The sequence below is a fragment of the Burkholderia sp. B21-005 genome (assembly GCF_020843965.1).
In the GTDB taxonomy this organism is placed as follows: domain Bacteria; phylum Pseudomonadota; class Gammaproteobacteria; order Burkholderiales; family Burkholderiaceae; genus Burkholderia; species Burkholderia ambifaria.
Genome location: NZ_CP086301.1, coordinates 1,119,809 through 1,132,378 on the forward strand (window position 1 = coordinate 1,119,809; position 12,570 = coordinate 1,132,378).

A 12,570-nucleotide genomic window follows, 5' to 3' on the forward strand; every position below is an offset into this window, starting at 1 on the left:
TCAGCCGTCGGATAACCGCTTATTTTAACTGAGATTTTGCGAATTCCGCCAGCTTTCCGGCGAGATCGCCGACACTCGCCAGTGCGTCGGCCCAGCGGGCCGCGTTGGCGTCGAGTGCGGCACGATGCTGGAGCAAATCGCCCCAATCGGGCGTGCCGACGCCATTCCAAGCATGCCAGAAGCGCTCGAGCGCCGTGCGCGGCGCGTCGGCGAGGCCGGCCGACAGGTGCGCGAGCGCGGCGTCGAGCTTCGGCAGGTGCGCATCGTCGGCCTGCGGGTAGATGTGCCACACGAACGGCTTGCGCGCCCATTGCGCGCGGACGAACGAATCTTCGCCGCGCACGAAATTGACGTCGGCCACCCACAGCAGCAGGTCATAGTCGGCCTGCGGGACGAACGCGAGCCCGTATGCGGTCAGGTTGCCGCTCGTCGCCCGTGCGCCGGCACCGAACGATTCGACCCCGAAAAAGCGGGCGACGGCCGGAGACACGCGGCCGGCCGGCACGAGCGCGACGACGGGCGATGGGCTGTCGCGCCACTGCGCGAGCAGTGCGTCGACGGCCGGATTTTCATACGCGAACAGGCTGACGACCGTCGTGCCGGGCGCCGGCGGCGCGTCGCCGGTCGCATGCCGCCACCACGCGGCACGCGCCGCCGCGTCGGCTTCGAAGGCCGTGCGGCGCGCGTCGAGGTCGCGTTCTTTCAGCACGCCGCCCGTGCCGGCCGACAGCCCCGGGAAGAAGAACGTCTTCAGCAACGGGTAGCGCGGATGCGGCGACGGCCGCAAATGGAAATCGGCGACCCAGTCCTCGGCGCTCAGGTATTCGAGATTGATCCACACGGGGCGGCGCGTGCGGCGCGCCATCGCCGCGAGATACGCGCCGGGCAGCTCGCACGCGAACGCCTCGATCACGACATCGGCGATCTCGAGCGCGTCGCCGACTTCCGCATGCCAGTGTTCGACCACGATGCCGTCGAGCGTCTGTCGGGCCGCCTCGGGATCGACGCCCGCCCGCAGCCGCGCGAACGTGTGGAGGTCGTCGATGAAGAGGCGCACCTGCCAGCCGTGTTCGTGCGCGAGCTGGCGCGCGAGGCGCCAGCACACGCCGATGTCGCCGAAGTTGTCGATCACGGTGCAGAAGAGGTCGCATGCGATCGGTTCGTCGGGCGCGAGCGGTGAAGCGGAAGCGGGGGCGGGGGCGGTGCGGGGCATCGAAGGGGGCGGTGAATGCTCTAAACTGGCGATTCTAATGGACCCGTTCCGCGCCACAAGGCCCCCGGATCACGCATGACATCCCCAGAAGCCGCCGACATCCCGTTCGAACCGAAGAAGATCCTCGCCCAGTTGCCGCACATGCCGGGCGTCTACCGCTACTACGACACGGTGGGCGCCGTGCTTTACGTCGGCAAGGCGCGCGACCTGAAGAAGCGCGTGTCGAGCTATTTCACGAAGACGCAGCTGTCGCCGCGCATCGCGATGATGGTCACGCGCATCGCGCGCATCGAGACGACCGTCACGCGCTCGGAGGCCGAGGCGCTGCTGCTCGAGAACAACCTGATCAAGGCGCTCGCGCCGCGCTACAACATCCTGTTTCGCGACGACAAGTCGTACCCGTACCTGAAGCTCACCGCGCACCGCTTTCCGCGCATGGCCTACTACCGCGGCTCGGTCGACAAGCAGAACCAGTATTTCGGACCGTTTCCGAGCGCGTGGGCCGTGCGCGAGAGCATCCAGATCCTGCAGCGCGTATTCCAGTTGCGCACCTGCGAGGATTCGGTCTTCAACAACCGCACGCGGCCGTGCCTGCTGCATCAGATCGGGCGCTGCACGGCGCCGTGCGTCGGCGCGATTTCCGCGGACGACTACGCGATCGACGTGTCGAACGCCGCGCGCTTCCTGCTCGGCCGGCAGTCGGAAGTGATGAAGGAGCTCGAGCAGAAGATGCACGCGTTCGCGGCCGAGCTGAAGTTCGAGCAGGCGGCGGCCGTGCGCAACCAGATGAGTTCGCTCGCGACGGTGCTGCACCAGCAGGCGATCGAGGTCGGCAGCGACAGCGACGTCGACATCCTGGCGGTGGTCGCGCAGGGCGGACGCGTGTGCGTGAACCTGGCGATGGTGCGCGGCGGCCGGCATCTTGGCGACAAGGCCTATTTCCCAGCGCATGTCGAAAGTGCGCTCACGCTTGCGGAAGGCGGGCTCGGCGACGAAGCCGACGGGGCGGACGGTGCCGACGAAGCCGCCGCGGCGTTGCCCGGCGAGCCCGCGGACGAAACTGGCGCCGCACGTGGCGGGGCTGTGCCGGCGGCATCGGTCGAGGCCGAGGTGCTCGATGCGTTCATCGCGCAGCACTATCTCGGCAATCGCGTGCCGCCCGTGCTGGTCGTGAGCCATGCGCCCGCGAGCCGCGACCTGCTCGAGCTGCTGTCCGAGCAGGCCGGCCACAAGGTATCGCTGGTGCGGCAGCCGCAGGGGCAGCGGCGCGCATGGCTGTCGATGGCTGAACAGAATGCCCGGCTCGCGCTTGCGCGGCTGCTGTCCGAGCAGGGCTCGCAGCAGGCGCGCACGCGCGCGCTCGCGGAGACGCTCAGCTTCGAATGCGACGATCTCGCGATGCTGCGGATCGAGTGTTTCGATATCAGTCACACGATGGGCGAGGCGACGCAGGCGTCATGCGTGGTCTACCACCATCACAAGATGCAATCGGGCGAGTACCGTCGCTACAACATCACCGGCATCACGCCGGGCGACGATTACGCGGCCATGCGGCAGGTGCTGACGCGCCGCTACGAGAAGATGGTCGAGCAGGCCGCGCAGGCGGCGGCCGCCGATGACGCCGCCGGCATCGACGGCGAATCGACGCGCCAGGCCGAGGCCTCGAGTTTGCTGCCGAACATCGTGCTGATCGACGGCGGCAAGGGACAGGTCGAGATCGCGCGACAGGTGTTCACCGAGCTCGGGCTCGACACGTCGATGCTGGTCGGCGTCGCGAAGGGCGAGGGGCGCAAGGTCGGCCTCGAGACGCTCGTGTTCGCGGACGGCCGCACGCCGCTTGAACTCGGCAAGGAGAGCGCCGCGCTGATGCTGGTTGCGCAGATCCGCGACGAGGCGCACCGCTTTGCGATCACCGGGATGCGCGCGAAGCGGGCGAAGGCCCGCCAGACGTCGCGGCTCGAGGAGCTCGAAGGGATCGGCGCGAAACGCCGTCAGCGGCTGCTCGCGCGGTTTGGCGGGCTGCGCGGCGTGGTCGCCGCGAGCGTCGAGGAACTGGCGAGCGTCGAGGGCATCTCGCACGCGCTCGCCGAGCAGATCTACAAGCAGCTTCACTGATCCGGGCCGTGCGACCGGCCGCGCCTGCCCGCGCTCTCGCGTTCTTGCGTCCTTGTGGCAGGCCGGTCGACACGGCACAATTGCGAATCCCTTACTGACCCGCATGCCATGCCGTTCAATTTCCCGATTTTCCTGACGTGGGTCCGGATCGTGCTGATTCCGCTCGTCGTCGGCGTGTTCTATCTGCCGGACACGGTGATGGGCGGCGCGCACCGCAACCTCGCGGCAGCGGCGATCTTCATCCTCGCCGCGCTGACCGACTGGTTCGACGGGTTTCTCGCCCGCAAGTGGAACCAGACGTCGTCGTTCGGCGCCTTCCTCGATCCGGTAGCGGACAAGCTGATGGTGACGGCCGCGCTGCTGATCCTCGTGCAGATTTCGCGGGTCGATGCGGCGATCGCGCTGGTGATCGTCGGTCGCGAGATCGCGATCTCGGCGCTGCGCGAATGGATGGCACAGATCGGCGCGTCGAAGAGCGTCGCGGTGAACCAGCTCGGCAAGTTCAAGACCGCGTGCCAGATGGTCGCGATCCCGATGCTGCTGTACTACGGCCCGCTGCCGCTCGGCATCGCGACGATCGACACGCGCGTGTGGGGCGAGTGGCTGATGTATCTCGCGGCGGTGCTGACGATCTGGTCGATGCTTTACTACATGAAGCTCGCATGGCCGCAGATTCGCGAGCGCGGCGGCGCGTGACAGAATCCGACCATTCGATCGCGACGGTTTTTGGAAAAAGGGCTGGAAAAGCCCTTGACACACGAATGTGCCTTCGCCATAATCTCGCTTCTCCGCTGCACGACGAAGTAAGTGTGTGACGGAAGCAGTAAGCAGCAATACGCGGGAGTAGCTCAGTTGGTAGAGCGCAACCTTGCCAAGGTTGAGGTCGCGAGTTCGAGACTCGTCTCCCGCTCCAGATTTTTCTGGCAGCGTGTTGTACGGCAAAGCGCTGCAGATGCAGGACATATGCGGGAGTAGCTCAGTTGGTAGAGCGCAACCTTGCCAAGGTTGAGGTCGCGAGTTCGAGACTCGTCTCCCGCTCCAGATTTTCTGGCAGCGTGTTGTACGGCAAAGCGCTGCAGGTGCAGGACAATGCGGGAGTAGCTCAGTTGGTAGAGCGCAACCTTGCCAAGGTTGAGGTCGCGAGTTCGAGACTCGTCTCCCGCTCCAGGTAATGGGGAAGCCTCGCTTCCCTTTTTATTTGATGGACTGATGGTCCTCGAATAAAAATCTGTCGCTTGCCTTCACGGCATCCGGACAGTCCGCTTTTGGCGCGATAGCAAAGCGGTTATGCAGCGGCCTGCAAAGCCGTTTAGGCCGGTTCGACTCCGGCTCGCGCCTCCAAGTAAGAAAAGAAAAAGCCCTGAGAAATCAGGGCTTTTTCTTTTTCCGGCGCCGTTTTCATTCTTGTAGGAAAGTCGCCTGGAGTAGTGGAGCGCTGCTTGATCACACGGCTAAATGTCCGCGTCTTCTGGAATAGCGTCCATTGCCAGTTGTGCCGGACGACGATTGTGCCGGTCCGAGTCTCGCAGGCCTCCGGGGCAGGGATAATCTCACGTGCTTCCGGAACCTGTTGCTGGGTGATCGTGGTTGGCAAGTCGATCATCCAGCCTACGCCCGGTTTGTCCGGCAGAATGGTCGGTCGCAGCGGACGGAGCGATCCGTCAAATTGCGTCGATCGAGGACACGGCCGGATTGTCATCGGTCGGACACAAAGTTGCTTTTTGCTGTTCGAGTTCTGGTCGGGTGCGCGCCGAGTGTTCAAATGCACCCGTCCGATTTAGTATGCGGAAACCACGCCCCGCACGACGGGCGCGGCTCATTTTGCGCCGAGGAGACCATGCATCGTCGTACGGCGGCCCCCTACGTCATCGTGGCGGTTGGCATTGTGATCGCATGCGCACTGATGGGCCTGTGCGTGCTGCAGCTATTTCAGAGCCGGAACGACGCACTGGAGCGTGCAAGCGAAACCTCGCGTAATCTCGGCCTGATGGCTGAGCGCGACATCGAGCGCAACTTCGAACTCTACGACCTGTCTTTGCAGGCGGTGATCCAGGGTCTGCAACGGCCTGATGTGATGTCGGCGGCGCCGGCGTTGCGGCGCGGCGTGCTGTTCGATCATGCTATGAGTGCCCCCTTCATCGGTTCGCAACTGGTACTCGACGCGAACGGCGATATCGTTCTGGATTCGGCCAACGACGTGCCCCGAAAGGGCAATTTCGCCGATCGCAAATACTTCACTGTGCATCGCGATAACCCCGACGTAGGACTTTATGTGAGCGATCCGTTCGTGTCGCGCTTGCGTCGTGGCATGCTCACTATTGCGCTGTCTCGGCGCGTCTCGAACCCGGACGGATCGTTCGGCGGCGTCGCGCTGATTGCGATCAATCTCGAGTACTTCCACCACCTGTTTGCGGGCCTGTCGCTGGGGCAGCACGGTTCGATGTCGCTGATTGGCAAGGACGGCATCATGGTGATGCGTCAACCGTACAACGTCAGCATCGTCGGTCGCGATATCAGCAAGGCTGCGACCTTTCGACGATTTCAGCGTGCGCCGGAGGGCGTATTCTCGGAAACGGCTTCAATCGACGGCGTACGTCGCCTCTACTATTTCAAGCACCTGCCGAAGTTGCCGCTGATCATCATGGTCGCAGAAGGCGAGCTGGACGTTTATGCCGCGTGGCGGCACCGCGCAGTGACGATCGGCGCACTGGTGGTAACGTTCGGCGCCGCGTTCATCGCGCTGTCTTTCATGCTCAGTGGGCAACTGCGCCGCCGGATGCGGGCCGAGTCCGAGCTGGTGCTGCTGGCACGGACCGACGGGCTCACCGGCCTGAACAATCGCCGCAGTTTCGGGGAGGTTCTGGATCGGGAGTGGCGTCGCGCCAGGCGGACGCATTCCGTCTTCTCGCTGCTGTTCGTCGACGTCGATCGCTTCAAGGCTTACAACGATACCTACGGGCATCAGGCGGGAGACGACGCGCTGGCGGCGGTCGCCCGCTGCATCGGCGAAAACATCCGTCGGCCGGTCGATACCGCGGCTCGCTATGGCGGGGAGGAATTCGTCGTGCTGCTTCCCGATACGCCGCCGGCCGGCGCTGCGCAGATCGCCGAGCGGATTCGCGCGGCAATCGACGAACTGGCACTCGAACATGCTGGCAGCGAGTATGGGCGTGTCACGGCCAGTATTGGCCTCGCCAGCTGGACGCCGGAGCAGGACGGTGATGCCGGCGCGGTGATCAAGGCGGCCGATGAGGCGCTGTACTATGCGAAGACCATCGGCCGGAACAGGGTTGCCGCCTTGCAGCCCTTGGACTGACGGGGATTGTCGGTTTGCCGCTCCGAAAACGCGAAAGCCCGCTGAAGGCGGGCTTTTTTGCGTGCTGCAGATCTGCTACAGCACAGGAGCGGGAGCCTTGCTGGATAAGCCTCGCGCTTATCACGCCTTCAACCGACCAAAAACCGACGCTCGCCACCCGTGGATCGGCTAGTTGGCAATCGAGGCGAGTTGACCAAGCATGGCCCTTGTGTCTACCTGGACACATCATGCCGAATTTTTCTACTTCCAGACCGGACTATTTCTCGGGCCAGGGGCAGTGGCAGCGCAGGGTTTTGTATCGGCGCGTCATCCGATAAGGCCACAGGTGCTGCCCCATCATCGGAGTGACGTTGGCAGGTTATCGTCGGGGGCCTTTCATGCCTTCCGACTCCATGGCCGCATTCCACTCCTCATTCGCCTCGATGGGGTCCATCGCTTCGTCAATCGATGCCGTTGCACGTTCGGCGGCGGCTCGAGTTTCGTCTGCCTCGGAGGCGACATCACCGTCCCCGTCACCCGGGGGATGCAGCATGTCGTTGAGCATCGCGCTCAACTCCGGCGTGTCCCAGGGCAGTCCGCGCCGAGTTCGGTCGGTTATGTAGTGCTTCACTTCCGCGTCCTGCTCCACCGTAAGCGGCAGGCCTCGGAAAGTGCTTTGAGGGCCAGCGTCACTCATCACATTCTCCTGCTGCGATTGAATTTTCAGTGTACTCGCCATTGCGGACACGCGAACCGCGATCGCCACGCTTTTGCGTCGGATCAAACGGGTGGTCTCGACAGGCAACAGGCGGGCAAGGACCGCCGTCTGGAACAGCGGAAGCCCCTCCATTGGATTGCATCCGGAGCCTGACAGGCGAGCTATACCGTGCGAAGCATCAAGGTCGCGATCGGGTTGTTGCCGCGTAGTCGATCGTCGCGTCAGGGCTGTCCGGCTCGCGCCTCCCAACAAGAAAGAAAAAGCCCCGCTTCGGCGGGGCTTTTCCTTTTTCAGCACTTCATTCACGCATCTATTCCGCCGGATACGTCAACGTCACCAGCTCGCACTTCGACGTACTTTTGCCGTCGTAGTCGTAAATCACCAGCAGATGCTGGCCCTTGCTATTCAAGATCGGCAGCGTGATCGCCCGGCGATTCGGGTTGTTGCCACCGGCCGGCTCGTCGGAACTCTGCTTGCGGATTTCGGACTCGAGATCCGACGGCGTGTTGATGCCGTTCTCCGGACCGCGGCTGCGCACCCGGCTGTAGAAGTGAAAACCGTTGTCGGTCCAGCCGCGCGGCAGCATGTTGCGCCACTGGTTGTTGGTGACTTCCTTCCACAGAAGATCGGTGTTGCCGCTCAACGCAAACGGCGTCGGACACGCGCCGGCCGCGAACGCTTGTCCGCAGAAAAGCGGGAGGGCGGCAAGCGAGCACGCAACGCATCGGACCGCGCGGCGCGCGAGGCCGGCGTCGTGTCGCGATCCGGGATGGTACGGCAGGGCATGGGGCGTTTTCATACGGCATCCTCCGAGTGATGGATCGGTATGCGACCGTGCTGCGGCCGCTGGGGAATACCGTATCGCTGCCGTTCTCGCGCAAGAATGCGGCGAACGTCACACTCGTCGTCACGGGGCGAAGGTGCGGGGCCGGGGCCCGGGACGCGTATGGAAAGCCTGGAGGCATAGGGACAACGCGGGCTTGATCGCGTTGTCGCTGCGAGGGCGGTGGTCGTCGTCGCGCGGGCCGTCTGCATCGCCCGCGTCAGCGGGAGACCGCCGAACGCTCAACGATGCCGATCAGCCATCCACCGGCTGCGCGGGGGTGTCGAGCCTCAACTGATAGAACGCCGCATCGAGCCAGCGGCCGAACTTGAAGCCCGCTTCGGTGATCGTGCCCGAGTGCACGAAACCGAGGCGCGTATGCAGCGCGACGCTGCCGCCGTTGGTTGCGTCGACGCAACCGACCAGCACGTGCACGTCGGCTTCGCGTGCACGCCGGATCAATTCGCGCAGCAGCAGTTCCCCGAGCCCGCGGCCGCGATGGTCGCGGTGCACGTAGACGCTGTGTTCGACCGTGTACTTGAACGCCGGAAACGCGCGGAACGTGCCCCAGCTCGCGAAGCCGACCAGCGTGCCCGATTCGTCGACCGCGCCGACGACCGGAAAACCGCTGGCGCGCTTCGTCGCGAACCACGTGACCATCGCTTCGGGCGGGCGCGGCCGGTAGTCGTACAGCGCGGTCGAGTTCACGATCGCATCGTTCAGGATCTCGAGGATGGCCGCGGCATGCTCGGCCTCGCTGCAATCGATCAGGCACACGTCGTCACGCTGTTTCGGGGAATTCATACGGGCTCCTGCGCCTGGCGGCTTTGAACGGACGACACACTCCGCGCGCCGGCGGCGGCGGGAACATCGCAGATCGCGACGACATAGCGCGCGGCCTGCGATGACGGGTTGCTGAAAATCAGCGGCTGATCGAGGCGCATGGCCAGACAGTCGCCGGCGTGAAGTTCGTGAAGCTGGTCGCCCAACGTGACGTCGACGCGTCCGTGGACGACCCACACCTGTTGATGCAGTGCGCTTTCGCGCCCGCCGGAGTCGTACGCGACGCGCGCGCCGGGCGGGAAATCGACCTCGACGAGCTGGATCGGCGACGGCCAGCCGGGCGGCGACAGATTGCGCCGCACGTAACCGGACGCCGGATCGCGCCATTCCGCCTGCTGCGCGCGCCGCACCAGCGGGTGCGCGGGCGCGTCGTCGCGATCGCCGCCGAACAGTCCCGCCAGCGACACGCCGAGACCCGCCGCGAGCTTGTCGAGCACGACGGCCGTCGGGCTCGCCGACGCACGCTCGATGAGCGAGATCATCGAGCGGCTGACACCGGAACGCGCGGCGAGTGCATCGAGCGTGTAGCCTCGTAGCGTGCGCAAGTCGCGCACGCGCCGGGCGATGCGTTCGTTGATGCCGGTGTCGTCGACGGGCGGGCGCGTGGATTCCTTCATGATGGATTTATTGTCCAGCAAGCTGGAATTCGATGTCAACGGGGTTTCGATGGAATTCCGGCGTTCCCGGCTAGGCGATGCTCCGGAGACCGAACGCTTGCTCGTCGGCCGGTGCGAGCGTAATATACGAAACGACTACATTTCGTTTAATTAGAGACATATGGGAATCATCAAGATATCCGAGCACATGCACGAACGGCTGCGCTCGACCAGTACCGCGCTGAGCCGTTCGATCAATGCGCAGGCGGAACACTGGCTGCGCGTCGGGATGCTGTCGGAACTCAATCCGTCGCTGTCCTACGGCGATATCTGCCGAATGCTGATCGAGATCGAAGCGCGCGGCGGCGATGCGGGCCCGACCGAGTCGGTGGCGCGCGACATCGAGCAGGTGGCGTAATGGCGAAGCGAGAAATCCCGATCCGCGGCGCCGCGGAAATCGACAAGTCGCGCGAGGCCGCGAAGCTCGCGTCCCGGGTGCTGACGATGATCACCGAGCACGTGAAGCCGGGCGTCACCACGGACGAACTGGACGCGCGCTGCCGCGAATACATCGTCGACGAACTCGGCGCGATCCCGGCGAACATCGGCTATCACGGTTATCCGAAAACCCTGTGCACGTCGGTCAACCACGTGGTCTGTCACGGTATTCCGTCGTCGCGGCCGATGCGCGACGGTGACATCGTGAATCTCGACATCGCGGTGATCAAGGACGGCTGGTTCGGCGACACGAGCCGCATGTACTTCGTCGGCGAGCCGGGTGAACTGGCGCGGCGTCTCGTCGCGACGACCTACGAGGCGATGCATGCGGGCATCCGCGCGGTGCGTCCGGGCGCGACGCTCGGCGACGTCGGCTATGCGATCCAGCAGGTCGCGCATCGCGAGGGGTTCAGCGTGGTTCGCGAGTACTGCGGGCACGGGATCGGCGACGTGTACCACGACGAGCCGCAGGTGCTGCACTATGGCCGCCCGGGCACCGGCGTGCCGCTGCGGCCGGGGATGATCTTCACGATCGAGCCGATGCTGAATGCGGGCAAGCGCGACACGCACGTGCTGGCGGACGGCTGGACAGTCGTCACGAAGGACCATTCGCTGTCCGCGCAGTGGGAGCACATGGTCGTGGTGACGGAGCAGGGCTTCGAGATCCTGTCGGACGACGTGAAGCCGCCGGCGTTCGTGGCGCTCTCCGGCACGCACGCGGCCTGACGCGGGGCAACCCGCACGTTGGGTGCAATGGAAACGGGCCCCGTCGTGGGGCCCGTGTCATCGGTAGTCGCGCGGGACGGTCGAGAAGGCTACCGCTTCCACCGCGGCGACCGGCTGCGTCACGCTGTGAACGCCGCTTAACCGCGCGCCTTCTGCCACGCGTGTTCGACGAACACGCGGCACAGCGCTTCCATCCCGTTGCGGTCCTCGTCGTCAAAACGTGCGGCAACGGGGCTGTCTACGTCCCACACGCCGATCAGCGTGCCATCGGCGGCCACCAGCGGCACGACGATTTCCGATTCCGACGCGGCATCGCAGGCGATATGGCCCGGGAATTCGTGCACGTCGCGCACGACCTGCGTCTCGCGGGTCTGCGCGGCCGTGCCGCACACGCCCTTGCCGAGCGCGATCCGCACGCACGCGGGCTTGCCCTGGAACGGGCCGACCACGAGTTCCGATCCGTCGAAGAAATAGAAGCCGGCCCAGTTCAGGCGGTCGAGCGAGTGATAGACGAGCGCGGAGAAGTTCGCGGCGTTCGCGGTCAGGTCGCGTTCCGATTCGACGAGCGCGCGTGCCTGCTCGACGAGCGTCGCATAGAGTTCGGCCTTGGAGGCGTGAGGGTCGTTGGACAGCGTGAACATGGCTGAAATGCGATAAGGGTGGTGAACGGCGGGATTGTGAAAAGCGCGATGCGCGTCCCGCAGTCTACGGCACGCGCGGCCCGTCTGCAGCGTCCGGTTCACGCAGCGCGATGCCGAACGCGCCGCGCAGTACGCGACGCCGCTCAATCCGGTGCGAGTTCGGCGAACCGTTCGGTCAGGAAGTCGAGCAATGCGCGCACCGCGGGCAACAGCCCGCGCCGCGACGCGAACACCGCGTGCACGATCTCGCGCCGCGGCGCCCAGTTCGGCAGCACGGTCACCAGTTCGCCGCGGGCGACTTCGTCGCGCACCATCATCGTTGGCAGCTGCACGACGCCGACACCCGCGACGGCCGCCGCGCGCAGCGCGAGCATGCCGCCCGTCACGAGGCGCGGCTGGTGGTGGATTTCCGCCTGCGCGCCGTCGGGGCCGCGCAGCCGCCATACGTGCGTGGCCTGCGGCACGCCGTGATCGAGGCTCGGCAGGCGGGTCAGGTCGGCGGGGACGGCCGGCGTGCCAAGCTCGCGCAGCAACGCGGGGCTCGCGACGAGGCACTGGCCGCGCTCGGCCAGCACGCGCAGCGCGAGATCGCTGTCCTCGAGCGGCGGCGGGCGCACGCGGATCGCGACGTCGATCCCTTCGCCGACCACGTCGACGCGCCGGTTGGTCGCCTCCAGGTGAATCTCGACGCGCGGGCACGCGGCCATGAACGCGGCGATCATCGTGCCGACCAGCGAATCGAGCAGCACGACCGGGCAACTCACGCGCACGATGCCGCGTGGCTCCTCGTGCAACAGCGCGATCGCTTCGTCGGCGGCGTCCGCTTCGACGAGCATCGCGCGACAGTGCGCGTAGTAGGTCTGACCGACGTCGGTGACGGTGAAACGGCGCGTCGAGCGCTGGATCAGCCGCATCCCGAGCCGCGCCTCGAGCAGCGCGATGCGGCGGCTCAGCTTCGATTTCGGCAGGTTGAGCGCGCGCCCGGCCGGCGCGAAGCCGCCGTGCTCGACCACCTGCACGAAGTAATAGAGATCGTTCAGATCCCGTTCTTGATCGTTCATCAAATAGAACACTGAGTGCGATTTTCGCAGTCTACCGGACC

Annotated in this window: 13 protein-coding genes and 4 tRNA genes; 9 read left to right on the forward strand and 8 right to left on the reverse strand. The window is 65.3% G+C overall.

Annotated elements, in window-relative coordinates; genetic code table 11:
• Positions 1 to 19 precede the first annotated feature (19 nt).
• Positions 20 to 1,213, reverse strand: a complete 1,194-nt coding sequence (gene earP / locus LMA02_RS05275) for an elongation factor P maturation arginine rhamnosyltransferase EarP (RefSeq protein ID WP_228907167.1) — start codon at positions 1,211 to 1,213, stop codon at positions 20 to 22.
• A 75-nt stretch (positions 1,214 to 1,288) separates the two neighbouring features.
• Between earP and uvrC the strand changes: the two genes are divergently transcribed.
• The 6 genes from uvrC to LMA02_RS05305 all read left to right on the forward strand — a co-directional run bounded on the left by uvrC (position 1,289) and on the right by LMA02_RS05305 (position 4,669).
• Positions 1,289 to 3,328 carry an excinuclease ABC subunit UvrC gene (gene uvrC, locus LMA02_RS05280; protein ID WP_228907168.1) on the forward strand — a complete coding sequence of 680 codons (2,040 nt, stop codon included), beginning with the start codon at positions 1,289 to 1,291 and terminating at the stop codon, positions 3,326 to 3,328.
• Positions 3,329 to 3,436: 108 nt separating this feature from the next.
• Positions 3,437 to 4,024: a CDP-diacylglycerol--glycerol-3-phosphate 3-phosphatidyltransferase gene (gene pgsA, locus LMA02_RS05285; protein WP_006757520.1), complete on the forward strand. Its 588-nt coding sequence runs from the start codon at positions 3,437 to 3,439 to the stop codon at positions 4,022 to 4,024.
• Between the two features lie 141 nt (positions 4,025 to 4,165).
• A tRNA-Gly gene (locus LMA02_RS05290) sits at positions 4,166 to 4,241 on the forward strand.
• Between the two features lie 52 nt (positions 4,242 to 4,293).
• A tRNA-Gly gene (locus LMA02_RS05295) sits at positions 4,294 to 4,369 on the forward strand.
• 50 nt (positions 4,370 to 4,419) lie between these two features.
• Positions 4,420 to 4,495: transfer RNA gene (locus LMA02_RS05300), tRNA-Gly, on the forward strand.
• Positions 4,496 to 4,595: 100 nt separating this feature from the next.
• Positions 4,596 to 4,669, forward strand: a tRNA-Cys gene (locus LMA02_RS05305).
• On the opposite strand, the gene LMA02_RS35505 is transcribed toward LMA02_RS05305, so the two are convergent.
• Positions 4,638 to 4,922, reverse strand: coding sequence for a hypothetical protein (locus LMA02_RS35505; RefSeq protein ID WP_416378658.1), 285 nt, complete (start codon positions 4,920 to 4,922; stop codon positions 4,638 to 4,640). The genes LMA02_RS05305 and LMA02_RS35505 overlap by 32 nt on opposite strands.
• 243 nt (positions 4,923 to 5,165) lie before the next feature.
• On the opposite strand from LMA02_RS35505, the gene LMA02_RS05315 reads away from it, so the two are divergent.
• The gene (locus tag LMA02_RS05315; RefSeq protein ID WP_228907169.1) at positions 5,166 to 6,644 is read left to right on the forward strand and encodes a sensor domain-containing diguanylate cyclase; all 1,479 of its coding nucleotides are present in this window, start codon (positions 5,166 to 5,168) and stop codon (positions 6,642 to 6,644) included.
• A 358-nt stretch (positions 6,645 to 7,002) separates the two neighbouring features.
• Here the strand turns inward: LMA02_RS05315 and LMA02_RS05320 are convergent, their stop codons facing one another.
• The 4 genes from LMA02_RS05320 to LMA02_RS05335 all read right to left on the reverse strand — a co-directional run bounded on the left by LMA02_RS05320 (position 7,003) and on the right by LMA02_RS05335 (position 9,624).
• On the reverse strand, positions 7,003 to 7,320 hold the full coding sequence (locus tag LMA02_RS05320) for a hypothetical protein (RefSeq protein WP_228907610.1): 318 nt from the start codon (positions 7,318 to 7,320) through the stop codon (positions 7,003 to 7,005).
• Positions 7,321 to 7,651: 331 nt separating this feature from the next.
• Positions 7,652 to 7,984 carry a hypothetical protein gene (locus tag LMA02_RS05325; protein ID WP_228907170.1) on the reverse strand — a complete coding sequence of 111 codons (333 nt, stop codon included), beginning with the start codon at positions 7,982 to 7,984 and terminating at the stop codon, positions 7,652 to 7,654.
• 435 nt (positions 7,985 to 8,419) lie between these two features.
• Entirely contained in the window at positions 8,420 to 8,968 is a 549-nt protein-coding gene (locus LMA02_RS05330) for a GNAT family N-acetyltransferase (protein WP_228907171.1), read from the reverse strand.
• Positions 8,965 to 9,624 (reverse strand): helix-turn-helix domain-containing protein, encoded by a 660-nt coding sequence (locus LMA02_RS05335; RefSeq protein WP_228907172.1) that lies wholly within the window; start codon positions 9,622 to 9,624, stop codon positions 8,965 to 8,967. The genes LMA02_RS05330 and LMA02_RS05335 overlap by 4 nt, the downstream gene beginning before the upstream one ends.
• 160 nt (positions 9,625 to 9,784) lie before the next feature.
• Here LMA02_RS05335 and LMA02_RS05340 point away from each other — a divergent pair, with 160 nt between their 5' ends.
• Both LMA02_RS05340 and map read left to right on the forward strand, forming a co-directional pair.
• Positions 9,785 to 10,021, forward strand: a complete 237-nt coding sequence (locus tag LMA02_RS05340; RefSeq protein ID WP_006751861.1) for a ParD-like family protein — start codon at positions 9,785 to 9,787, stop codon at positions 10,019 to 10,021.
• Positions 10,021 to 10,827, forward strand: coding sequence for a type I methionyl aminopeptidase (gene map, locus LMA02_RS05345; RefSeq protein WP_228907173.1), 807 nt, complete (start codon positions 10,021 to 10,023; stop codon positions 10,825 to 10,827). Before LMA02_RS05340 ends, map begins: the two co-directional genes overlap by 1 nt.
• Positions 10,828 to 10,964: 137 nt before the next feature.
• Here map and LMA02_RS05350 read toward each other — a convergent pair whose 3' ends face one another.
• Together LMA02_RS05350 and LMA02_RS05355 are read right to left on the reverse strand one after the other, a co-directional pair.
• Positions 10,965 to 11,468: a GAF domain-containing protein gene (locus LMA02_RS05350; protein ID WP_012363421.1), complete on the reverse strand. Its 504-nt coding sequence runs from the start codon at positions 11,466 to 11,468 to the stop codon at positions 10,965 to 10,967.
• A 143-nt stretch (positions 11,469 to 11,611) separates the two neighbouring features.
• On the reverse strand, positions 11,612 to 12,529 hold the full coding sequence (locus tag LMA02_RS05355) for a LysR family transcriptional regulator (protein ID WP_228907174.1): 918 nt from the start codon (positions 12,527 to 12,529) through the stop codon (positions 11,612 to 11,614).
• Positions 12,530 to 12,570: the final 41 nt, after the last annotated feature.

Bases quoted from the DNA above. Each gene is read 5' to 3' on its own strand.
- earP (WP_228907167.1), bottom strand. From the start codon at position 1,213: ATGCCCCGCACCGCCCCCGCCCCCGCTTCCGCTTCACCGCTCGCGCCC.
- uvrC (WP_228907168.1), top strand. From the start codon at position 1,289: ATGACATCCCCAGAAGCCGCCGACATCCCGTTCGAACCGAAGAAGATC.
- pgsA (WP_006757520.1), top strand. From the start codon at position 3,437: ATGCCGTTCAATTTCCCGATTTTCCTGACGTGGGTCCGGATCGTGCTG.
- LMA02_RS05315 (WP_228907169.1), top strand. From the start codon at position 5,166: ATGCATCGTCGTACGGCGGCCCCCTACGTCATCGTGGCGGTTGGCATT.
- LMA02_RS05320 (WP_228907610.1), bottom strand. From the start codon at position 7,320: ATGAGTGACGCTGGCCCTCAAAGCACTTTCCGAGGCCTGCCGCTTACG.
- LMA02_RS05330 (WP_228907171.1), bottom strand. From the start codon at position 8,968: ATGAATTCCCCGAAACAGCGTGACGACGTGTGCCTGATCGATTGCAGC.
- LMA02_RS05335 (WP_228907172.1), bottom strand. From the start codon at position 9,624: ATGAAGGAATCCACGCGCCCGCCCGTCGACGACACCGGCATCAACGAA.
- LMA02_RS05340 (WP_006751861.1), top strand. From the start codon at position 9,785: ATGGGAATCATCAAGATATCCGAGCACATGCACGAACGGCTGCGCTCG.
- map (WP_228907173.1), top strand. From the start codon at position 10,021: ATGGCGAAGCGAGAAATCCCGATCCGCGGCGCCGCGGAAATCGACAAG.
- LMA02_RS05350 (WP_012363421.1), bottom strand. From the start codon at position 11,468: ATGTTCACGCTGTCCAACGACCCTCACGCCTCCAAGGCCGAACTCTAT.
- LMA02_RS05355 (WP_228907174.1), bottom strand. From the start codon at position 12,529: ATGAACGATCAAGAACGGGATCTGAACGATCTCTATTACTTCGTGCAG.